Source organism: Bacillus sp. FSL R9-9834, assembly GCF_038006905.1.
Classification (GTDB): Bacteria; Bacillota; Bacilli; order Bacillales; family Bacillaceae_G; genus Bacillus_A; species Bacillus_A pacificus.
On the sequence record NZ_JBBOWD010000001.1, the window covers coordinates 3,711,464 to 3,726,082 of the forward strand.

The 14,619-nt window shown below is 36.3% G+C and carries 14 protein-coding genes; 1 reads left to right on the forward strand and 13 read right to left on the reverse strand.

All coding sequences use genetic code 11. The features are described from left to right. Positions 1 to 7 precede the first annotated feature (7 nt). The 7 genes from murE to panE all read right to left on the reverse strand — a co-directional run bounded on the left by murE (position 8) and on the right by panE (position 10,127). On the reverse strand, positions 8 to 1,483 hold the full coding sequence (murE, locus tag MKY00_RS19105; protein WP_000766300.1) for a UDP-N-acetylmuramoyl-L-alanyl-D-glutamate--2,6-diaminopimelate ligase: 1,476 nt from the start codon (positions 1,481 to 1,483) through the stop codon (positions 8 to 10). A 208-nt stretch (positions 1,484 to 1,691) separates the two neighbouring features. After that, positions 1,692 to 3,608, reverse strand: coding sequence for a stage V sporulation protein D (locus tag MKY00_RS19110; protein WP_001266227.1), 1,917 nt, complete (start codon positions 3,606 to 3,608; stop codon positions 1,692 to 1,694). An 81-nt stretch (positions 3,609 to 3,689) separates the two neighbouring features. Beyond that, complete coding sequence (locus tag MKY00_RS19115; protein WP_016718323.1) at positions 3,690 to 5,840, reverse strand: penicillin-binding transpeptidase domain-containing protein; 2,151 nt, start codon at positions 5,838 to 5,840, stop codon at positions 3,690 to 3,692. A 21-nt stretch (positions 5,841 to 5,861) separates the two neighbouring features. Continuing rightward, positions 5,862 to 6,224, reverse strand: coding sequence for a cell division protein FtsL (ftsL, locus tag MKY00_RS19120; protein ID WP_000067081.1), 363 nt, complete (start codon positions 6,222 to 6,224; stop codon positions 5,862 to 5,864). A gap of 15 nt (positions 6,225 to 6,239) precedes the next feature. Beyond that, positions 6,240 to 7,172 carry a 16S rRNA (cytosine(1402)-N(4))-methyltransferase RsmH gene (gene rsmH, locus MKY00_RS19125; protein ID WP_000481789.1) on the reverse strand — a complete coding sequence of 311 codons (933 nt, stop codon included), beginning with the start codon at positions 7,170 to 7,172 and terminating at the stop codon, positions 6,240 to 6,242. A 368-nt stretch (positions 7,173 to 7,540) separates the two neighbouring features. After that, on the reverse strand, positions 7,541 to 9,157 hold the full coding sequence (gene bshC, locus MKY00_RS19130) for a bacillithiol biosynthesis cysteine-adding enzyme BshC (protein WP_016718324.1): 1,617 nt from the start codon (positions 9,155 to 9,157) through the stop codon (positions 7,541 to 7,543). A 79-nt stretch (positions 9,158 to 9,236) separates the two neighbouring features. Further along, positions 9,237 to 10,127, reverse strand: a complete 891-nt coding sequence (panE, locus tag MKY00_RS19135; RefSeq protein ID WP_016718325.1) for a 2-dehydropantoate 2-reductase — start codon at positions 10,125 to 10,127, stop codon at positions 9,237 to 9,239. A gap of 298 nt (positions 10,128 to 10,425) precedes the next feature. On the opposite strand from panE, the gene MKY00_RS19140 reads away from it, so the two are divergent. Beyond that, positions 10,426 to 10,899: an N-acetyltransferase gene (locus MKY00_RS19140; protein ID WP_000506708.1), complete on the forward strand. Its 474-nt coding sequence runs from the start codon at positions 10,426 to 10,428 to the stop codon at positions 10,897 to 10,899. Between the two features lie 34 nt (positions 10,900 to 10,933). Here MKY00_RS19140 and MKY00_RS19145 read toward each other — a convergent pair whose 3' ends face one another. From MKY00_RS19145 to MKY00_RS19170, 6 genes are all read right to left on the reverse strand, one after another. After that, positions 10,934 to 11,440 (reverse strand): RsfA family transcriptional regulator, encoded by a 507-nt coding sequence (locus MKY00_RS19145; RefSeq protein WP_000246478.1) that lies wholly within the window; start codon positions 11,438 to 11,440, stop codon positions 10,934 to 10,936. Positions 11,441 to 11,568: 128 nt separating this feature from the next. Continuing rightward, complete coding sequence (gene rpmF / locus MKY00_RS19150; RefSeq protein ID WP_001984764.1) at positions 11,569 to 11,742, reverse strand: 50S ribosomal protein L32; 174 nt, start codon at positions 11,740 to 11,742, stop codon at positions 11,569 to 11,571. Between the two features lie 61 nt (positions 11,743 to 11,803). Continuing rightward, a complete protein-coding gene (locus tag MKY00_RS19155; protein ID WP_000872145.1) occupies positions 11,804 to 12,304 on the reverse strand; it encodes a YceD family protein in 501 nt (166 codons plus the stop codon). A 273-nt stretch (positions 12,305 to 12,577) separates the two neighbouring features. Next, entirely contained in the window at positions 12,578 to 13,198 is a 621-nt protein-coding gene (locus tag MKY00_RS19160) for a replication-relaxation family protein (protein ID WP_016718326.1), read from the reverse strand. Continuing rightward, positions 13,140 to 14,321, reverse strand: coding sequence for an FtsK/SpoIIIE domain-containing protein (locus tag MKY00_RS19165; protein WP_016718327.1), 1,182 nt, complete (start codon positions 14,319 to 14,321; stop codon positions 13,140 to 13,142). The genes MKY00_RS19160 and MKY00_RS19165 overlap by 59 nt, the downstream gene beginning before the upstream one ends. 115 nt (positions 14,322 to 14,436) lie before the next feature. Continuing rightward, positions 14,437 to 14,619 (reverse strand): hypothetical protein, encoded by a 183-nt coding sequence (locus tag MKY00_RS19170; protein WP_016718328.1) that lies wholly within the window; start codon positions 14,617 to 14,619, stop codon positions 14,437 to 14,439.

Consider the following 14,619-nt stretch of genomic DNA (forward strand, 5'->3'; position numbering starts at 1 on the left):
CACGTTGTTACTCTTCGTTGTTTAAACGCTCTGTAATTGCTTCTTTAGCGATTTCACGATCGTCAAAATGATGAACATCTTTACCAATAATTTGATATGTTTCATGACCCTTACCAGCAATAATGATGATATCTTCAGCTTTTGCGTTAGCAATTGCATGGTATATCGCTTCTTTTCTATCAATAATTACTTCATAATTATTTCCATTTGCACCATGTACCATATCATCTAAAATAGCTCCTGGCTCTTCACTTCTTGGATTATCTGAAGTGTAAATAGCGTGAGTTGCATATCGTGTTGCAACACTTGCCATGATTGGTCTCTTCGTTCTATCTCTATCACCGCCACAACCGACGATGCAATATACGTCACCTTTTGCAAACTGTTTTGCTGTTTTCAATACATTTTCTAAGCTATCTGGTGTATGTGCATAATCAACAATAACTGTATAATTTTGTCCACCATCAACCACTTCAAAACGTCCTGGAACTCCAGCTAGTTCCTTTATTACATCAATGATTGTTTCTAAACTTACACCAGAAACAAGTCCTGCCGCTGTCGCAGCTAGTACGTTATATACATTAAATTTCCCAATTAATTTCATCGTAACATTTACACTCTCATACGGTGTTACAAGCGTAAATGTAGTTCCACCACTTGTCATAACGATATCTTTGGCCATAACATCACTTGTTGTATCAATTCCATACGTTACAACAGTTGCTGCAGTACTTCTCATATATTCCGCTGTTACAGCATCATCGTTATTCAATACCGCGTATTTTTCACGATTATGATTATAACTATTGCCAAGTTGCGCAAATAGCAACCCTTTTGCATGTTTATATTCTTCCATCGTTTTATGATAGTCTAAATGATCTTGTGTTAAATTTGTAAACACTGCTACATCGTAATCACATCCGTGTACACGGCCAAGATCTAAAGCATGTGACGAAACTTCCATTACTGTGCTATCCACACCGTGTTCAACCATTTTTGCAAACGTCTGTTGAAGTGTTAGTGCATCTGGTGTTGTATTTTTCACCTCAAATGTTTCATCACCGATTTTCATATTAATCGTTCCAATTAGCCCCGTTTTATGACCATGTGCGCGCATAATCTCATCCATAATATGCGATGTTGTTGTCTTTCCATTTGTACCTGTAATACCGATTAAATGTAACTTGTGTGTTGGTTGACCATAAAAATAATCAGCTAAAACCGCTAACGAACGAAAAGTATTTTTCACAAGTACAACTGGAACGTCAACATCAATTGGTCTTTCCGCAACAATAGCAGCCGCTCCTTGTGCCGCTGCTTGCTTAGCAAAATCATGGCTATCAACCGTATATCCTTTCATACATACAAATAAGCTTCCTTCTTTCACTTTACGTGAATCAGCTTCTATAGATGTGATTTCTGGATTTTCTTTTGGAACAACTGGAAAATCATGCAAACATGATACAAGTGTATGCAACTTCATTTCACTAAACCCTCTCTACATTGTGTATTTATCTCTTTTATTAATAAGCAACACGTTACCTCCTAATTATGTAAAATAGGAGGTAAGTGCTACTCTGTCTAATAAATAGACCTATTTATAACCGAGACTCTTGCGGTCTCAAATTAAGTAACTCTTCTATAAAGAACTCACTTCCACCAATTGTACCATAAAACGTACTAGGTTACCTTTAATTCCCGAAGTAAATTCTAATTTTTGAGCCTTCTTTCACTTTAGCTCCTGCTTCTGGGGACTGTTTAATGACTTTCTCTCCATCTCCGCTTATATCAAGCTTCAAATCGACGAGTTGCGTCTGTAAGTCTTTCTTTTTCATACCAATTAAATTCGGAACTTCCACAGTTGGTGTATCGCCCCATTTATATTCTCTCTCAACTTGTTCTTTTCTCGGTTTCACTCCCATAACAGGAAGTGCATCCCGAAGAATATTCCCAACAATTGGAGCTGCTACTACTCCACCAAATTGCGTTACACCTTTCGGATTATCAACAGCAACATATACAACAATTTCTGGATCATCTGCTGGAGCAAAACCGATAAAAGATACAATATAATTATTCTCTAAATATTTACCATCTTTCACTTTTTGAGCCGTACCTGTTTTTCCACCTACACGATACCCATCAATGAAAGCACCTTTACCAGATCCCTTTGCTACAACATTCTCTAATGCATACCGAACTTTTTCTGAAGTTTCCTTGGAAATAACTTTTCTTTTTTCCACAGGTGTCTTTTTACTTACAACTTGATTGTTTTTCGGATCAATAAATTCTTTAGCTATATACGGTTGATACAATGTCCCACCATTTACAGCCGCTGCTACTGCCGCCACTTGTTGGATTGGCGTAACAGAAACACCTTGACCGAATGAAGTTGTTGCTTGCTCAACTGGACCGACTTTGTCTAAATTAAATAAAATCCCACTACCTTCACCTTGCAGGTCAATTCCGGTTTTTTGTCCAAAGCCAAAATTACGAATGTATTTAAATAATCGGTCTTTACCAAGGCGATCACCCAGTTCAATAAATCCTGGGTTACAAGAGTTTTGAACTACTTCTAAAAACGTTTGGCTACCATGGCCTCCTGCTTTCCAGCATTTCAATCTAGCTCCACCAACTTCAGCTGCTCCATCATCATAAAACGTATCTTTCTCTAAGTCTACTAAATTTTCATTCAAAGCTGCGGCTAACGTAATAATCTTAAATGTTGAACCAGGCTCATACGTACTCCATACTGGTAAATTTCTATTGTACACTTCTGGAGAAACACTTTGAAAATCTGCTGGATCAAAGCTCGGCCGACTCGACATACCTAAAATTTCACCATTTTTCGGATTCATCGCAATCGCAATCATACCATCTGGATTATATGTCGACTCTGCAATATTCATTTCTCTTTCCATAATTCTATTAATACGTGCATCAATTGTTAAGCCTAAATTCAAACCAGCTTCTGGTTTTTTGAAATCATCGCCAACATTAGGCATCCTTTGCCCTTTTGCATCTGCAAAAAAGCGCACATGACCTTCATCACCATTTAGTTCTTTATCATAATATTTTTCTAGTCCCATAAGACCTTGGTTATCACTACCTGCAAACCCTAATACGTGTGATAAAAAGTTGCCAAATGGATAGTACCGGATAGAGTCCTCTGCGATATAAACACCTTTCAAACTTAATCCTCTTACCTCTTTCGCTTTATCATGTGATATTTTCCTTCCGCCTTTATCTAACCTTACAATTGATTCTTTTTTTGTAATTCTCTTATAAATCTCATCTTTTTCCACACCTAATACTGCAGCTAACTTCTCTGCAGTCTCTGCTGGTTTTTCAATTTGCCTCGGTACAACAAAGACAGTTGGAGCACTTTTATTCGTAGCAAGTTCCACACCATTTCGGTCTAAAATCTTCCCACGTTCAGGTTCAAAAGTAATATTACGACTCCATGAATCTTTCGCACGATCCGTTAACATATTCCCAAGAAAAAATTGCACATATCCAAGACGAATATCGATGATAGTGAAAATAAGTATACCTGATATGAGTATAAAAATAAGTCGTTTTCTAACTGTTACATTTGATACACGCATATTGGAACAAGCCTCCCTTACGCCTAGCTTGTTCCAATATATGCTTGTACTTATTTAATTAGAACTTCTTCTCTTTTACCATTACGGCTTTTCTGCTTCTTGTTGTGGTTCAAGTGGCGGTACAAGTGTTACACCTAACTCTGTACCAGGTTGCAACAATGTTCCTTCTGGTACACTTTGTTCGGTTACATATCCGGTACCAGTAGGTTTTAGGTTAAGCTTTAATGTTTTTGCTAAATTCATAACATCACGAAGTGCCCAGCCTTGTATATTCGGCATTGTAGGTTGATCTCCCACTAAGAACACTCGATCACCCTTCAATGTTTGTTCGGTTGCTTTCGGTACTTGTTGCTGCACTTTCCCTTCACCTAATACGATTGGACGAAGTTTTGCTTTATCAATGGCTTTTTTCGCTTCTTCCATCGTTTTTCCCGTTACATCTGGAACAGCAGTTTGCTGCTCTTTCACATATTTCTTCGGATCTTTCACTTCATTAGGCTTAATCTTTAAATACTCTAAACTATTCTTCGTTACATATTTAAAAATATCAGCTAAAGGTTGTGCACCACTCTCATCATCTTTCAATTTTGGCTGTTTAACAGCTACATACACAACAAGTTGCGGATCATCCATAGGTGCCATACCTAAGAACGAGAATATATAATTCTCTCTTCCCGTCATATAGCCTCCTTTTCCATCCGGAATTTGCGCTGTTCCTGTTTTACCACCAACTGAATAGCCATCAACTTTATAAGCAGTTCCTGTTCCTTTCGGCGATGTAACAACGCGTTCTAATAACTGTCTTACTTGCGCTGCTGTCTCTTTTGTCACCGGTTTGCCCACTTCTTCTGGCTTATGTTCTAATTTTACTTCCCCTGTTATCGGATTTACAATTTTATCAATTGTATAAGGTTTCATCATTTTTCCATCGTTCGCAATAGCAGTTGCAGCTTGTACAAGCTGAATTGGTGTTACAGTGGAGCCTTGTCCAAAAGCTGTCGTTACTTGCTGTATTTGCTGATCGAATAAAATGGTATTTGAACCTTCACCAGGTAAATCAATATTCGTTTTTTCATCTAATCCGAAAGCATGGATATACTTTCTGAAACGGTCTGGACCAAGTTTTTGATCACCTAAAATAGCAAACGCTACGTTGGAAGAGCGCTCTACCCCTTCATCAAATGTGATAGATCCCCATCCAGCACCGCCATTATGATCTTTTATTTTGCGGTTCCCGACTTGATATGTACCAGACTGATAATAATCTTGTCCCTTATACACACCTTCATTTATAGCTGCTGCTAGCGTGAAAATTTTCATTGTTGATCCAGGTTCAAATGCATTTGCAATTGCATCATTATAATAATACTTATTATTTTCCTGGTTCGGATCATAACTAGGTTTACTAGACATCGCTAATATTTTCCCTGTTTTTGGATCCGCAACAATTCCTATTAAGCTTTCTGGTTCATAATGTTTACTCGCTTCTTTCATTGCGTCTTCTAGATAACTTTGAATACGTTGGTCAAGCGTTAAATAAACATTATCTCCATTTTTAGGTGCCTTTACATTCACTTTTCCACCGTCAAGAGATACTCCTCTACGGTCACCTGTATAAGCTACTTTTCCATTAGCAGCACCTAAATACTTATCCAAACTCTTTTCTAAACCAAATTGTCCTATAGCAATTCCTTTATCATCAGGTCTCGCATGACCTACAACATAAGATGCGAAATCACCATTTGGATACACTCTTGCATTTTCTGTAATAAAAGATATACCTGGCAATTTCAATGCTTCGATTTGTTCCTTCTGTTCTTTCGTCAAGCCTTTACCTAAATTCCCAAATTCTACTTGACTTCTACCTTCTTTATTTAACGTATCTAAAATCTTCTTTTCATCTTTTCCGAGTACGCCCGCAATTTTCTTGGCGGTATCCTCTTTATTCTCAACCGGCTTCGCACCTTTTAGTTCCGCTACAAGTTTATAAGAGTTTGCATCTTGCGCTAACACATGACCGTTTTGATCATAAATCGTCCCGCGATTTGCTTCGAGAACTCCTGTTTTACTATGTTTTTGCTGAGCGAGTTTATCCAAATCCTGATTATGCACTGTTCCTGTCGCTTGTATGTAAAAAAATCGGGCTAATAACAGCAAAAAGAGCAGGAGGAATAAAATCATAAAATACCCTGCTCCCTTATTGGTATGAAATTTAGTCATATCTCTCTTCATTTTCCCTTCACACCTATTGCCTTATTTGAGGCCTTTCACATTATTCGCATTAATTTCTAGCCCGTGTTTTTTTGCAACTTCAGCGATTCGTTCATAACGACTTAACTTCTCTACTTCAGCCTGTAATTCTTGATTTTCTTTTTGCTGCTGTACAATTTTTTGTTCTATTGTCGCAGCTTCTACATTAACTTGATAAAGGCCTGCTTTATTTCCAATAAACGCTACACAGGCATACAATAAAAAGCCAATAAACGCTACATACAACAGTTTTTCGATTCTTGTAATCTTCGCTTTAGCTTTTGGCTGAACCATCTGCTGTGGGGGCGTTTGAATCTGAACCTCTTCTTGCGCTTGTTGCTTGTACTTTACAGCTAAGTTACTCATACCTCTCTCCCCTTTTTATCGTTTTTCAGCGATTCTCAATTTCGCAGAACGCGCTCGATTATTTTCTTCTAACTCTATATCAGAAGGTAAAATCGGTTTTCTTGTAATAAGCTTTAATTTCGGCTTAAACTCATCAGGAATAATTGGTAATCCTGGTGGCAATTGTGGCGTTGTACTATTTCGCTTAAACGTCGTTTTACAAATACGGTCTTCTAAAGAATGGAATGTTATAACACTAACTCTTCCGCCTGGCTTGACCATCTCAATTGCAGATTCCAACGCTTCTTCAAATACTTTCAATTCATCATTTACCGCAATACGGATCGCTTGGAACACTCGCTTCGCAGGATGTCCACCCGTTCTACGAGCAGGAGCTGGAATACCCTCTTTAATTAGTTCTACTAATTCCCCTGTCGTTTCAATAGCTTTATTCTCACGATACGCTTCAATTTTTCTTGCTATTTGTTTTGAAAATTTCTCTTCGCCATACTGGAAGAAAATTCTTACAAGTTGTTCATATGACCAACTATTTACAACATCATAGGCTGTTAATGGGGCATCTTGATCCATTCGCATATCTAACGGTGCATCATGATGGTAACTAAAGCCACGCTCTGGTGTATCTAATTGCGGGGATGAAACACCTAAATCAAATAAAATACCGTCTACTTCTGTTATACCTAATTCCTGTAGTTTTTCAGATAGATAACGGAAATTACTCTTTACTGTTATGAACTGCTCACCGTATGAAGAGAATTTTTCTTTCGCATTTTGAATTGCTATCTCATCTTGATCAAACGCGATTAATCTTCCGCCTTCAGTTAATTGGGATAATAAATAAGAACTATGTCCTCCTCCCCCCAGTGTACAATCTACATATGTACCACCTGGCTTTATATCTAAGCCATCTACTGTTTCCTTCAAAAGCACTGTTACGTGATTAAACATTGTTGCACCTACTCTTTTTCCAATTAATTATGTTGAATGTATCTCCTCCTCTAAACGTATATTTCACGACTAGAGAACGAAATACTATGAAAGAACGACTCATTTAACTTGCCTACAAAGGCAGCATACTATACAAATCGCTATTTTCTTTTATTATATACTAAATTTTATCATCTTTTGCGGGAATTTAAATAAAAAACTGTCGAAAAAGATAATAATACGTTTACATTTTGTGCTATTTTGTCATATATTTAAGTATCCTGCATAATTACGATATTAGCTTTTTGAAAATTAATAATTCAGAAAAAAATCACTTCACAGTAAATTCAACGGGATAAAAATAAAATCCTGCTCCTAAGAGCAAGATTCTATAGTTTTATAACGTGATGTTTTCCATTCCAAGAAAACGGGTTTTCCATTACACGATCAACGAAATCCAAACCGAACTGATTTAAATAGTAACATACATTCCACACACGCTCTTGTGGCGCTCCCAATGGACGGATTGCAAATTGTATACGACGGAATTTATTTAGTTCCACTTCATGTTTTTTCTCAACATTTCTTTTCAACATTCTTTCCAACAGTTCAATTTGTTCATTAATTTTGAACTCATTTTTCTCCGCAAACGAACTTAATCCAGGATCTATTTTCTTCACAAACTGTTGTAATGACTTATGAATATCAATTATTTCTTTTTTCGCCTCTACAAATCGTTCATCTATCGGTTCCTCTATTTGATTAGATAACCAGTTTTCACGCAACTTATCTACGTTATTTAAAAACGGGTCACTCTCTTGCAATTGTAAATCATGTAAATCTGTCGCTATATCCCTCTCAATATAAGTGATTGTAATACGAGGAACGACAGGCGGCATCCGGAAACCGATAGTATGGAAGACTTGTTGTAATTCACTCCAGTAAGCTAATTCCCCTGGACCTCCAATAAACGCCAACGTAGGAAATACATACTCTTGCATAAGAGGGCGCGTTACAACATTATTACTAAAGCGCTCTGGGCTTCTTTCCATCTCTTCAATCAATTCCTCATATGAAAAGGAATACGTCCCATCCTTCCCAACAAACTTCCCTTGATTATCTTCAAGCAACACTCGCTCATTATCAATTTCCATGAATATATGTACTGCATTAGACTTTGTTTCAATAATTGGCTTATACCCTAATTCTTTAATTACTTCCTGTTGGTTATGAAGCCCCTCTTGCACTTCTTTATACTTACTTATAATTTGTTTAAAAAACGGCACTTCTAATTTTCTTAATTCAGGATGATGCGAATCGACAAGAATTAAACCAGAATTTATGAACATTTTCATAATAAGGTGACCAAAGAAATCTACATACGTATTCGATTCCCCTAAAGAATCATCAATAAATTGCAGTACATCCTTTGTAAAATTCGTTTCAGGGTATGTTTTAAAAATTTCTTCAATCCACTTTCTACAGTCTTCCAAAGAAAGCTCAGACTCTGAAGCACTCGCCTTTTTCGGATTACGATCATGAAAAATGGTCTTTTTTATTTTTTTATTCTTCGTTACAAAAGTATGATTAATTTCATCCATATCATGGTCTTCACCAGCAATCCAGAAAACAGGAACAACTTTAACGCCTAAACTTTCTTCCTTTTCCTTCGCAAGCTGTAAAACTGAAATAATTTTATGAATCGTATAAAGTGGTCCAGTTAATAACCCAGCTTGTTGTCCAGCTATAACAACATATGTATCTTCATCTCCAAGCGCTTTTACATTTTGAATTGTAGCTTCTCCCGCTTGTAATTTTGTATTATATTCTAATAAATGCGCTACTAAATCTTGGCGGAAAAACTCCCTCTCACGCAAATCTTGTACACGCTGTTTAAAAGCATCTTCTGTTAACATATAATCAAAACACGACTGTATCTCTTTTTTACCGTTCATATAGTCCGCTACAACACCTTGTTGCGGAACAGAGATTTCTTTTATCTCCATATAATTCTTCCTTTCGTATCCTGTTCTCTCACCAATCCACATTGTAGTCAATGTTTCACGTAAAAGCAAAGAATTACACTTATACTTTTACTTCTAACCCTTTTATTGCATCGAACAAAAATTGAAGTGTCGGAACGGATCGTTGCTGTTTCTTCGCTTCTTCTAATACATATCCAACAATCGCACCAATCTCTGTTTGTCTATTCGCCCTTACATCTGCCAACATAGATGATGTATTATGAGACGTTCTTTCACATACATGACGTACCATTTCCCATACCATTTCTTTTTCTTCTTTAACGAGAAAAACGACCTCCTGGAATACTTGCTCCATCATCTGATTAAAAAACGGGTTCGTAATCAATTCTCCGTTCTTGACCTGTAATAATGCCGTCAATGGATTGATACATACATTCACTACTAATTTTTTGTGCATAACACCCTTCCAATCATCTTCTATTCGAATTGGAAAATGTGGAAAAGGAAAGCAATTAAATATTTTTTCAAAATGTATAGACCGACCGAGCACGATTCCAAACTTCGTTACACCTATCCCTGTATGATAAACGGTATGTCTTTCTTCTTTTTTTGCACCATGCTCTACAATTCCAACTGCAATATTTTCATTCTCTATTTTCTGCATAGCATGAAGGTGTGACATTCCGTTTTGCAAAAAGACTACTGAGGATTTCCCTCGCACAAAAGGTAGTATGTCAGTTATATGATATTGCTTAACAGCAATAAATATATAATCTAGCTGCTGGTCTAGCATACTTTCTATTGGTAATACTGGCGGGAATACCGTTTCACGTTTCCCCTCCCTAATACAAGTTACACCCGTTATATTTAATTCGTCAGCCTGCTTAGCTGTCCTTGTAAACAACGTAACATCTTGATTACTTTTTTGTAAATAAAATGTATACAATAGACCAATAGCTCCTGGTCCCACAACTCCGATTTTCATTTTCACGTAAGGAACTCATCTGAACACGATACACAAGTCCCTTTTTCCCCTCCCCTTTTATTCCTCAAACACTCGATTCGATTCGTGTGGAATCATAATTAACTAAAGATGATCAAATGCCACCTCTTCTTTCAATATGTATATACTACTTATTACTATGCTTCTACTCTTAGTTTAGCAAATCCTCAAAAAAATAATAAAAGAAATACACTATCATCTTCATAAAAATAAAAAAATGAGTTATAATATTATTATAAATATTTTCACTTTTCTGCATTCAATGAGACAAAAAGGATGTGATGTTATGGGATTCCCAAAAGTTGAGCGCTTGCTCATCAATTATAAAACATTAGACGAGTTTAAAAAATTTAAAGGCTGCGGAGCTCAAGAACTATCCATGTTAGAAGAATTACAAGCAAACATTATTGAAAACAATAGCGAATCTCCATTTTACGGTATTTATTATGGTGGATCACTCATTGCACGTATGAGTCTATACATGAAAAGGAACGGCGGGGAACCATTCGAAATTACAGGTACTTACCTAGAACTTTATAAACTTGAAGTATTACCAACTTTCCAAAAACAAGGATTCGGAGAAATGCTTGTAAATTATGCGAAGGGACTACAGTTCCCAATTAAAACGATCGCACGTATCCATTCAGCTGGTTTTTGGGATAAATTAAATTTCCAACCTGTGTCAGTACCTGATGGTGATTTTTACGTTTGGCACCCAGAAACAAATTTGAATACGGTTACAAACGAAGAGTCTGCATAAGAAATAAAAAAACAGCTACATAGCAGCTGTTTTTTTATTTCTTTAACTTCTCTAATTTCCCATTCGAACGAGCGCTATTTCTTTCCGCTACCATTACACTTCTTTTTTGATCGATATAATCAAGCAATGTTCTATATTCTTCCTCATATACTGATAATCGCTCCAACAGGCTCTCTTTCTCTGTTTGTAACGATTCAATTTGCTGTTGCAACACCACTAAAGAGTTTTCATCTTTATAATTTTGCAAGAAATCAATAACATCATTCAATGTAATTGACGTAGGTTCTAATACCTTCGTCTCTTTCACTTCATAATTTTCCACTTTACGCAGTTGCTTCGCTTCTTCAATACGTTCTTTGTATTGCTTTCTAACGTAAGAATTCCATCTAAAGCCACATGCTGCTGGTGTACGAGATAAATGTCTTCCCACTTCTTTAAAGGCAGATAATTGCGTTCCACCTTCTCGAATATGCCGGAGTACTACTTCTGCCAGAAGCAAATCTTCATCATCAGTCCAAGCATCTTGTCTTGTTGTCGCCATCTCTCTAGTCCTCCCTATGCATTTTTTATTAAACATATGCAGTTACTAGAAAAGATAGAATACAACAAATGAAGAATAAGACAAAAAAATAAACGTAGAAGATATCTTCTACGTTTATTTTCCCGCAATTACTTGCTGATTACTTCTTTACCTTTGTAAGTACCGCATGCTTTACATACACGGTGAGCTAATTTCGCTTCACCACAGCTTGGGCACTCTACCATACCAGGTACTGATAATTTGAAATGCGTACGACGCTTTCTTTTTACTGTTTTAGAAGTTCTTCTAAAAGGTACAGCCATTCTTCCCACCTCCTTAAAAGAAATAGTTATTTTCATATGAAGGCCTGAACCAGTCTTCCGATTATTTGTCAAAAAACTTTGCAAGTCCTGCCAATCTTGGATCAACAGGCTTTTCTTTGTCTTCTTCCGAAATCACTTGCCAGTCTTGACCTTGCGTCGGTGCTCCACCAGAAACATCATCACTGAAAATTTGCATTGGAATCTCCAAAAGTATATTTTCCTTGATTACGGGCAGTAAGTCAAGTACTTCTCCTTCTAAACAATGAATTTCAGCTTCAGTTTCAAATTCTTCTTGTGAAGTTTGGAACACCTCAGTTGTTTTAATGTCAAATGGTAATGTCACATCTACTAAAGAGCGAGAACATGGTAAAACCATGCTTCCAGTTATATGTAGATGGAACGTAAACTTACCGGAGCCAAAATCAACTCTTCCTGTTACGTGAACAGGATTAATTTCACGAATATCTTTCTCGACCTCTTTTAGCTCACTTACATCTACCATCTCATCCAATGTCAATCCTTTATTTCTCAATTTATTCAATTGATGGATGGACCATTTCATATCATATCACCTCAAGGCAACAAACAAAATTATAGCTAGCCATTTTATATTTGTCAATGTTTTTTCTTTACACCTCTAAAGATGCATTGTGTCCATTATGTGATAAAACGTGTATTCTTGTCCAGCTATATTTTCTATTTTAGACAAAATGGACATAAAGTAAATAATAAATGTGGTACAAGTTGTGGTCAATGTGGTCTACGTGGTCAGAAGAGAGTGGTCGTTTTATGCACCGCTCTCTTCTTATATATATGCCCATAATTAATTTTGTGATTAAAATTCTTCTATTACATAAACCTTTAAAAAAATATCATATTTAGCTGCTAACTCTTCCAGTTTCTTTTCTCTGTATTTGGTAACTGTAAAAAAATGAATGATTGGTACTTTTCCGTTATATTTATTTTTATAATACATAGTAAATTCTCCATACCTTTTCAGCTTCTCACTATTTACATTCATCATCTGCGTCCGATCTATTTCTACAGCATTTAAAATCCCTTCTTCATCTCGGAATTTAACATCTGGAATAATCGTCTTCTTTTTATCATCTATTTTATAACGTATAGGTGTTTCTATCTGCCAGTCGTCGGGACAAAACAGGTAGAGCCACGCTTCATTTCTCATAAGGCTGTGTGCTAATCGAATTGTCGGTACTATTTTTTCTGTATCATCGAATAGCGCGCGCCCTTTTTTATTTAAGTAATATACATATTCTTTTTTATACACGGTGTTATTAACAAATGCACTTAAATCCTTTAATATACGGTTTGCATTTCTTATACCACCTAAATCATGGATAGCCATTAAATGCCTACGTGTAGCAAATTTCAGCTTTCTAATCGAGGTCAGAATCATCATCTGACGATTCAATTTGATGTGTGTTTGTATGTTCATGTTTCTCCACCTCGTATTGTTTTAGTACATTCCACATCGTTTCATTAGAAATATAAGGCACTTGAATTTCTGTTAACCTATCCGTTTTAAACAAAGCGCGTCCAGGTATACTTTTAATCGATTCTAACCCACATTCATCTATAACCACTTGAGAAGCCGTTTGTGTCGGCAATCTAAATCCAAGCTTTGCATCTGAATTTTGTTTAACTTGTCGAGGTAATGTATCTCCAGTCGGGTATTGTGTACAAAAAATCAACCTGAAGCCAAGTGCCCCACCAATCCTTGCTATATAAGAAAGCATTCTCTGACAAGCCACTAATAATTTTTGCTGCTCTTTCCCCATACTTTTATCAGGACAAAGTTCAGCCCCTTCATCAACTATAATGAAATGGCGTTCTTTTATATTTGTTTCTACAACGTTTGTATAATGTCTTTCCTTCATATAGAACATTTTCTCTTCCATTTTCTCAAGGATGGTATTTAAAACTTGAAATGCTTGAATTGGCTTTTCTGCTATCGACTCAACTTGTTGTAAATTTTGATATGGTCCGAATTCTAAACCGCCTTTTAAATCAACGATATATAAATGGGTATGATCTGGTTGTGCTGTAATTAGAGATGTCATTACATTCTTTAAAAATACGGTTTTCCCCATACGTGTTAAACCACCTAAAGTCATGTGTGGTGTTTTATCAAAATCATGATAAATTGTTTCTTCTAGGCTTTGCCCTATAGGTACAAGCCATTTTCCTTGTTCAACTAATGTTTTTGACCATCCCCACTTGTTAGGTATATCTTTATGAAATACTCGAATACTTAATTTATAGTTATCATAATGAATCCGAACCGGTTTGTTTAACCCCTCACTTACAACATCCTCGACCTTCTGAATAATTTTACTCGGCATACCTACAGGTAATGTGTAAACATATGTTGTGCTACGATCATCATTAACCTGATTTTGAAACTTGGGATAATGTAGCTTATCTTCTTTTTTAATTGCGATTCCACTCACCTCAAAAAAGACTTGGATTTTCTTTTTATCATCATCTTTTCTTTTGAACTTATCACTTACTAATGCGTATGTTAATGCTGCCGTAGGAACCATTAGTAACTCTAACATAAACATTTCCTCCTTAGATATCCTATAAGGATATCATTGCACTCTTTTGGAATACTACAGGACAAGTATTTTCTTATAGTCTTCTTACTGTCATGACCTTCTACATTGCATTCCTTCATAGAAACATAACTAGAACATAACGTAGAAGGTATAAGAACGAGCCTGTGAGCGTTGTGTACAAAGTTATTCGTGGAAGCCAATGAGGAACACTCTTCCCCATTTTTTCTACTGTCTTCATTGCAACTACTGACAAACCTGTTGCCGTCCAAATAACTACCGCTTCCCCTACAAGTGTCAT

Coding starts and splice junctions, on each gene's coding strand:
- rpmF (WP_001984764.1), bottom strand. CDS start 11,742: ATGGCTGTACCTTTTAGAAGAACTTCTAAAACAGTAAAAAGAAAGCGT.
- MKY00_RS19110 (WP_001266227.1), bottom strand. CDS start 3,608: ATGCGTGTATCAAATGTAACAGTTAGAAAACGACTTATTTTTATACTC.
- MKY00_RS19145 (WP_000246478.1), bottom strand. CDS start 11,440: ATGGCGACAACAAGACAAGATGCTTGGACTGATGATGAAGATTTGCTT.
- MKY00_RS19170 (WP_016718328.1), bottom strand. CDS start 14,619: ATGACACTTGTAGGGGAAGCGGTAGTTATTTGGACGGCAACAGGTTTG.
- MKY00_RS19155 (WP_000872145.1), bottom strand. CDS start 12,304: ATGAAATGGTCCATCCATCAATTGAATAAATTGAGAAATAAAGGATTG.
- bshC (WP_016718324.1), bottom strand. CDS start 9,157: ATGGAGATAAAAGAAATCTCTGTTCCGCAACAAGGTGTTGTAGCGGAC.
- ftsL (WP_000067081.1), bottom strand. CDS start 6,224: ATGAGTAACTTAGCTGTAAAGTACAAGCAACAAGCGCAAGAAGAGGTT.
- MKY00_RS19165 (WP_016718327.1), bottom strand. CDS start 14,321: ATGTTAGAGTTACTAATGGTTCCTACGGCAGCATTAACATACGCATTA.
- rsmH (WP_000481789.1), bottom strand. CDS start 7,172: ATGTTTAATCACGTAACAGTGCTTTTGAAGGAAACAGTAGATGGCTTA.
- MKY00_RS19160 (WP_016718326.1), bottom strand. CDS start 13,198: ATGAACATACAAACACACATCAAATTGAATCGTCAGATGATGATTCTG.
- murE (WP_000766300.1), bottom strand. CDS start 1,483: ATGAAGTTGCATACACTTGTATCATGTTTGCATGATTTTCCAGTTGTT.
- MKY00_RS19140 (WP_000506708.1), top strand. CDS start 10,426: ATGGGATTCCCAAAAGTTGAGCGCTTGCTCATCAATTATAAAACATTA.
- MKY00_RS19115 (WP_016718323.1), bottom strand. CDS start 5,840: ATGAAGAGAGATATGACTAAATTTCATACCAATAAGGGAGCAGGGTAT.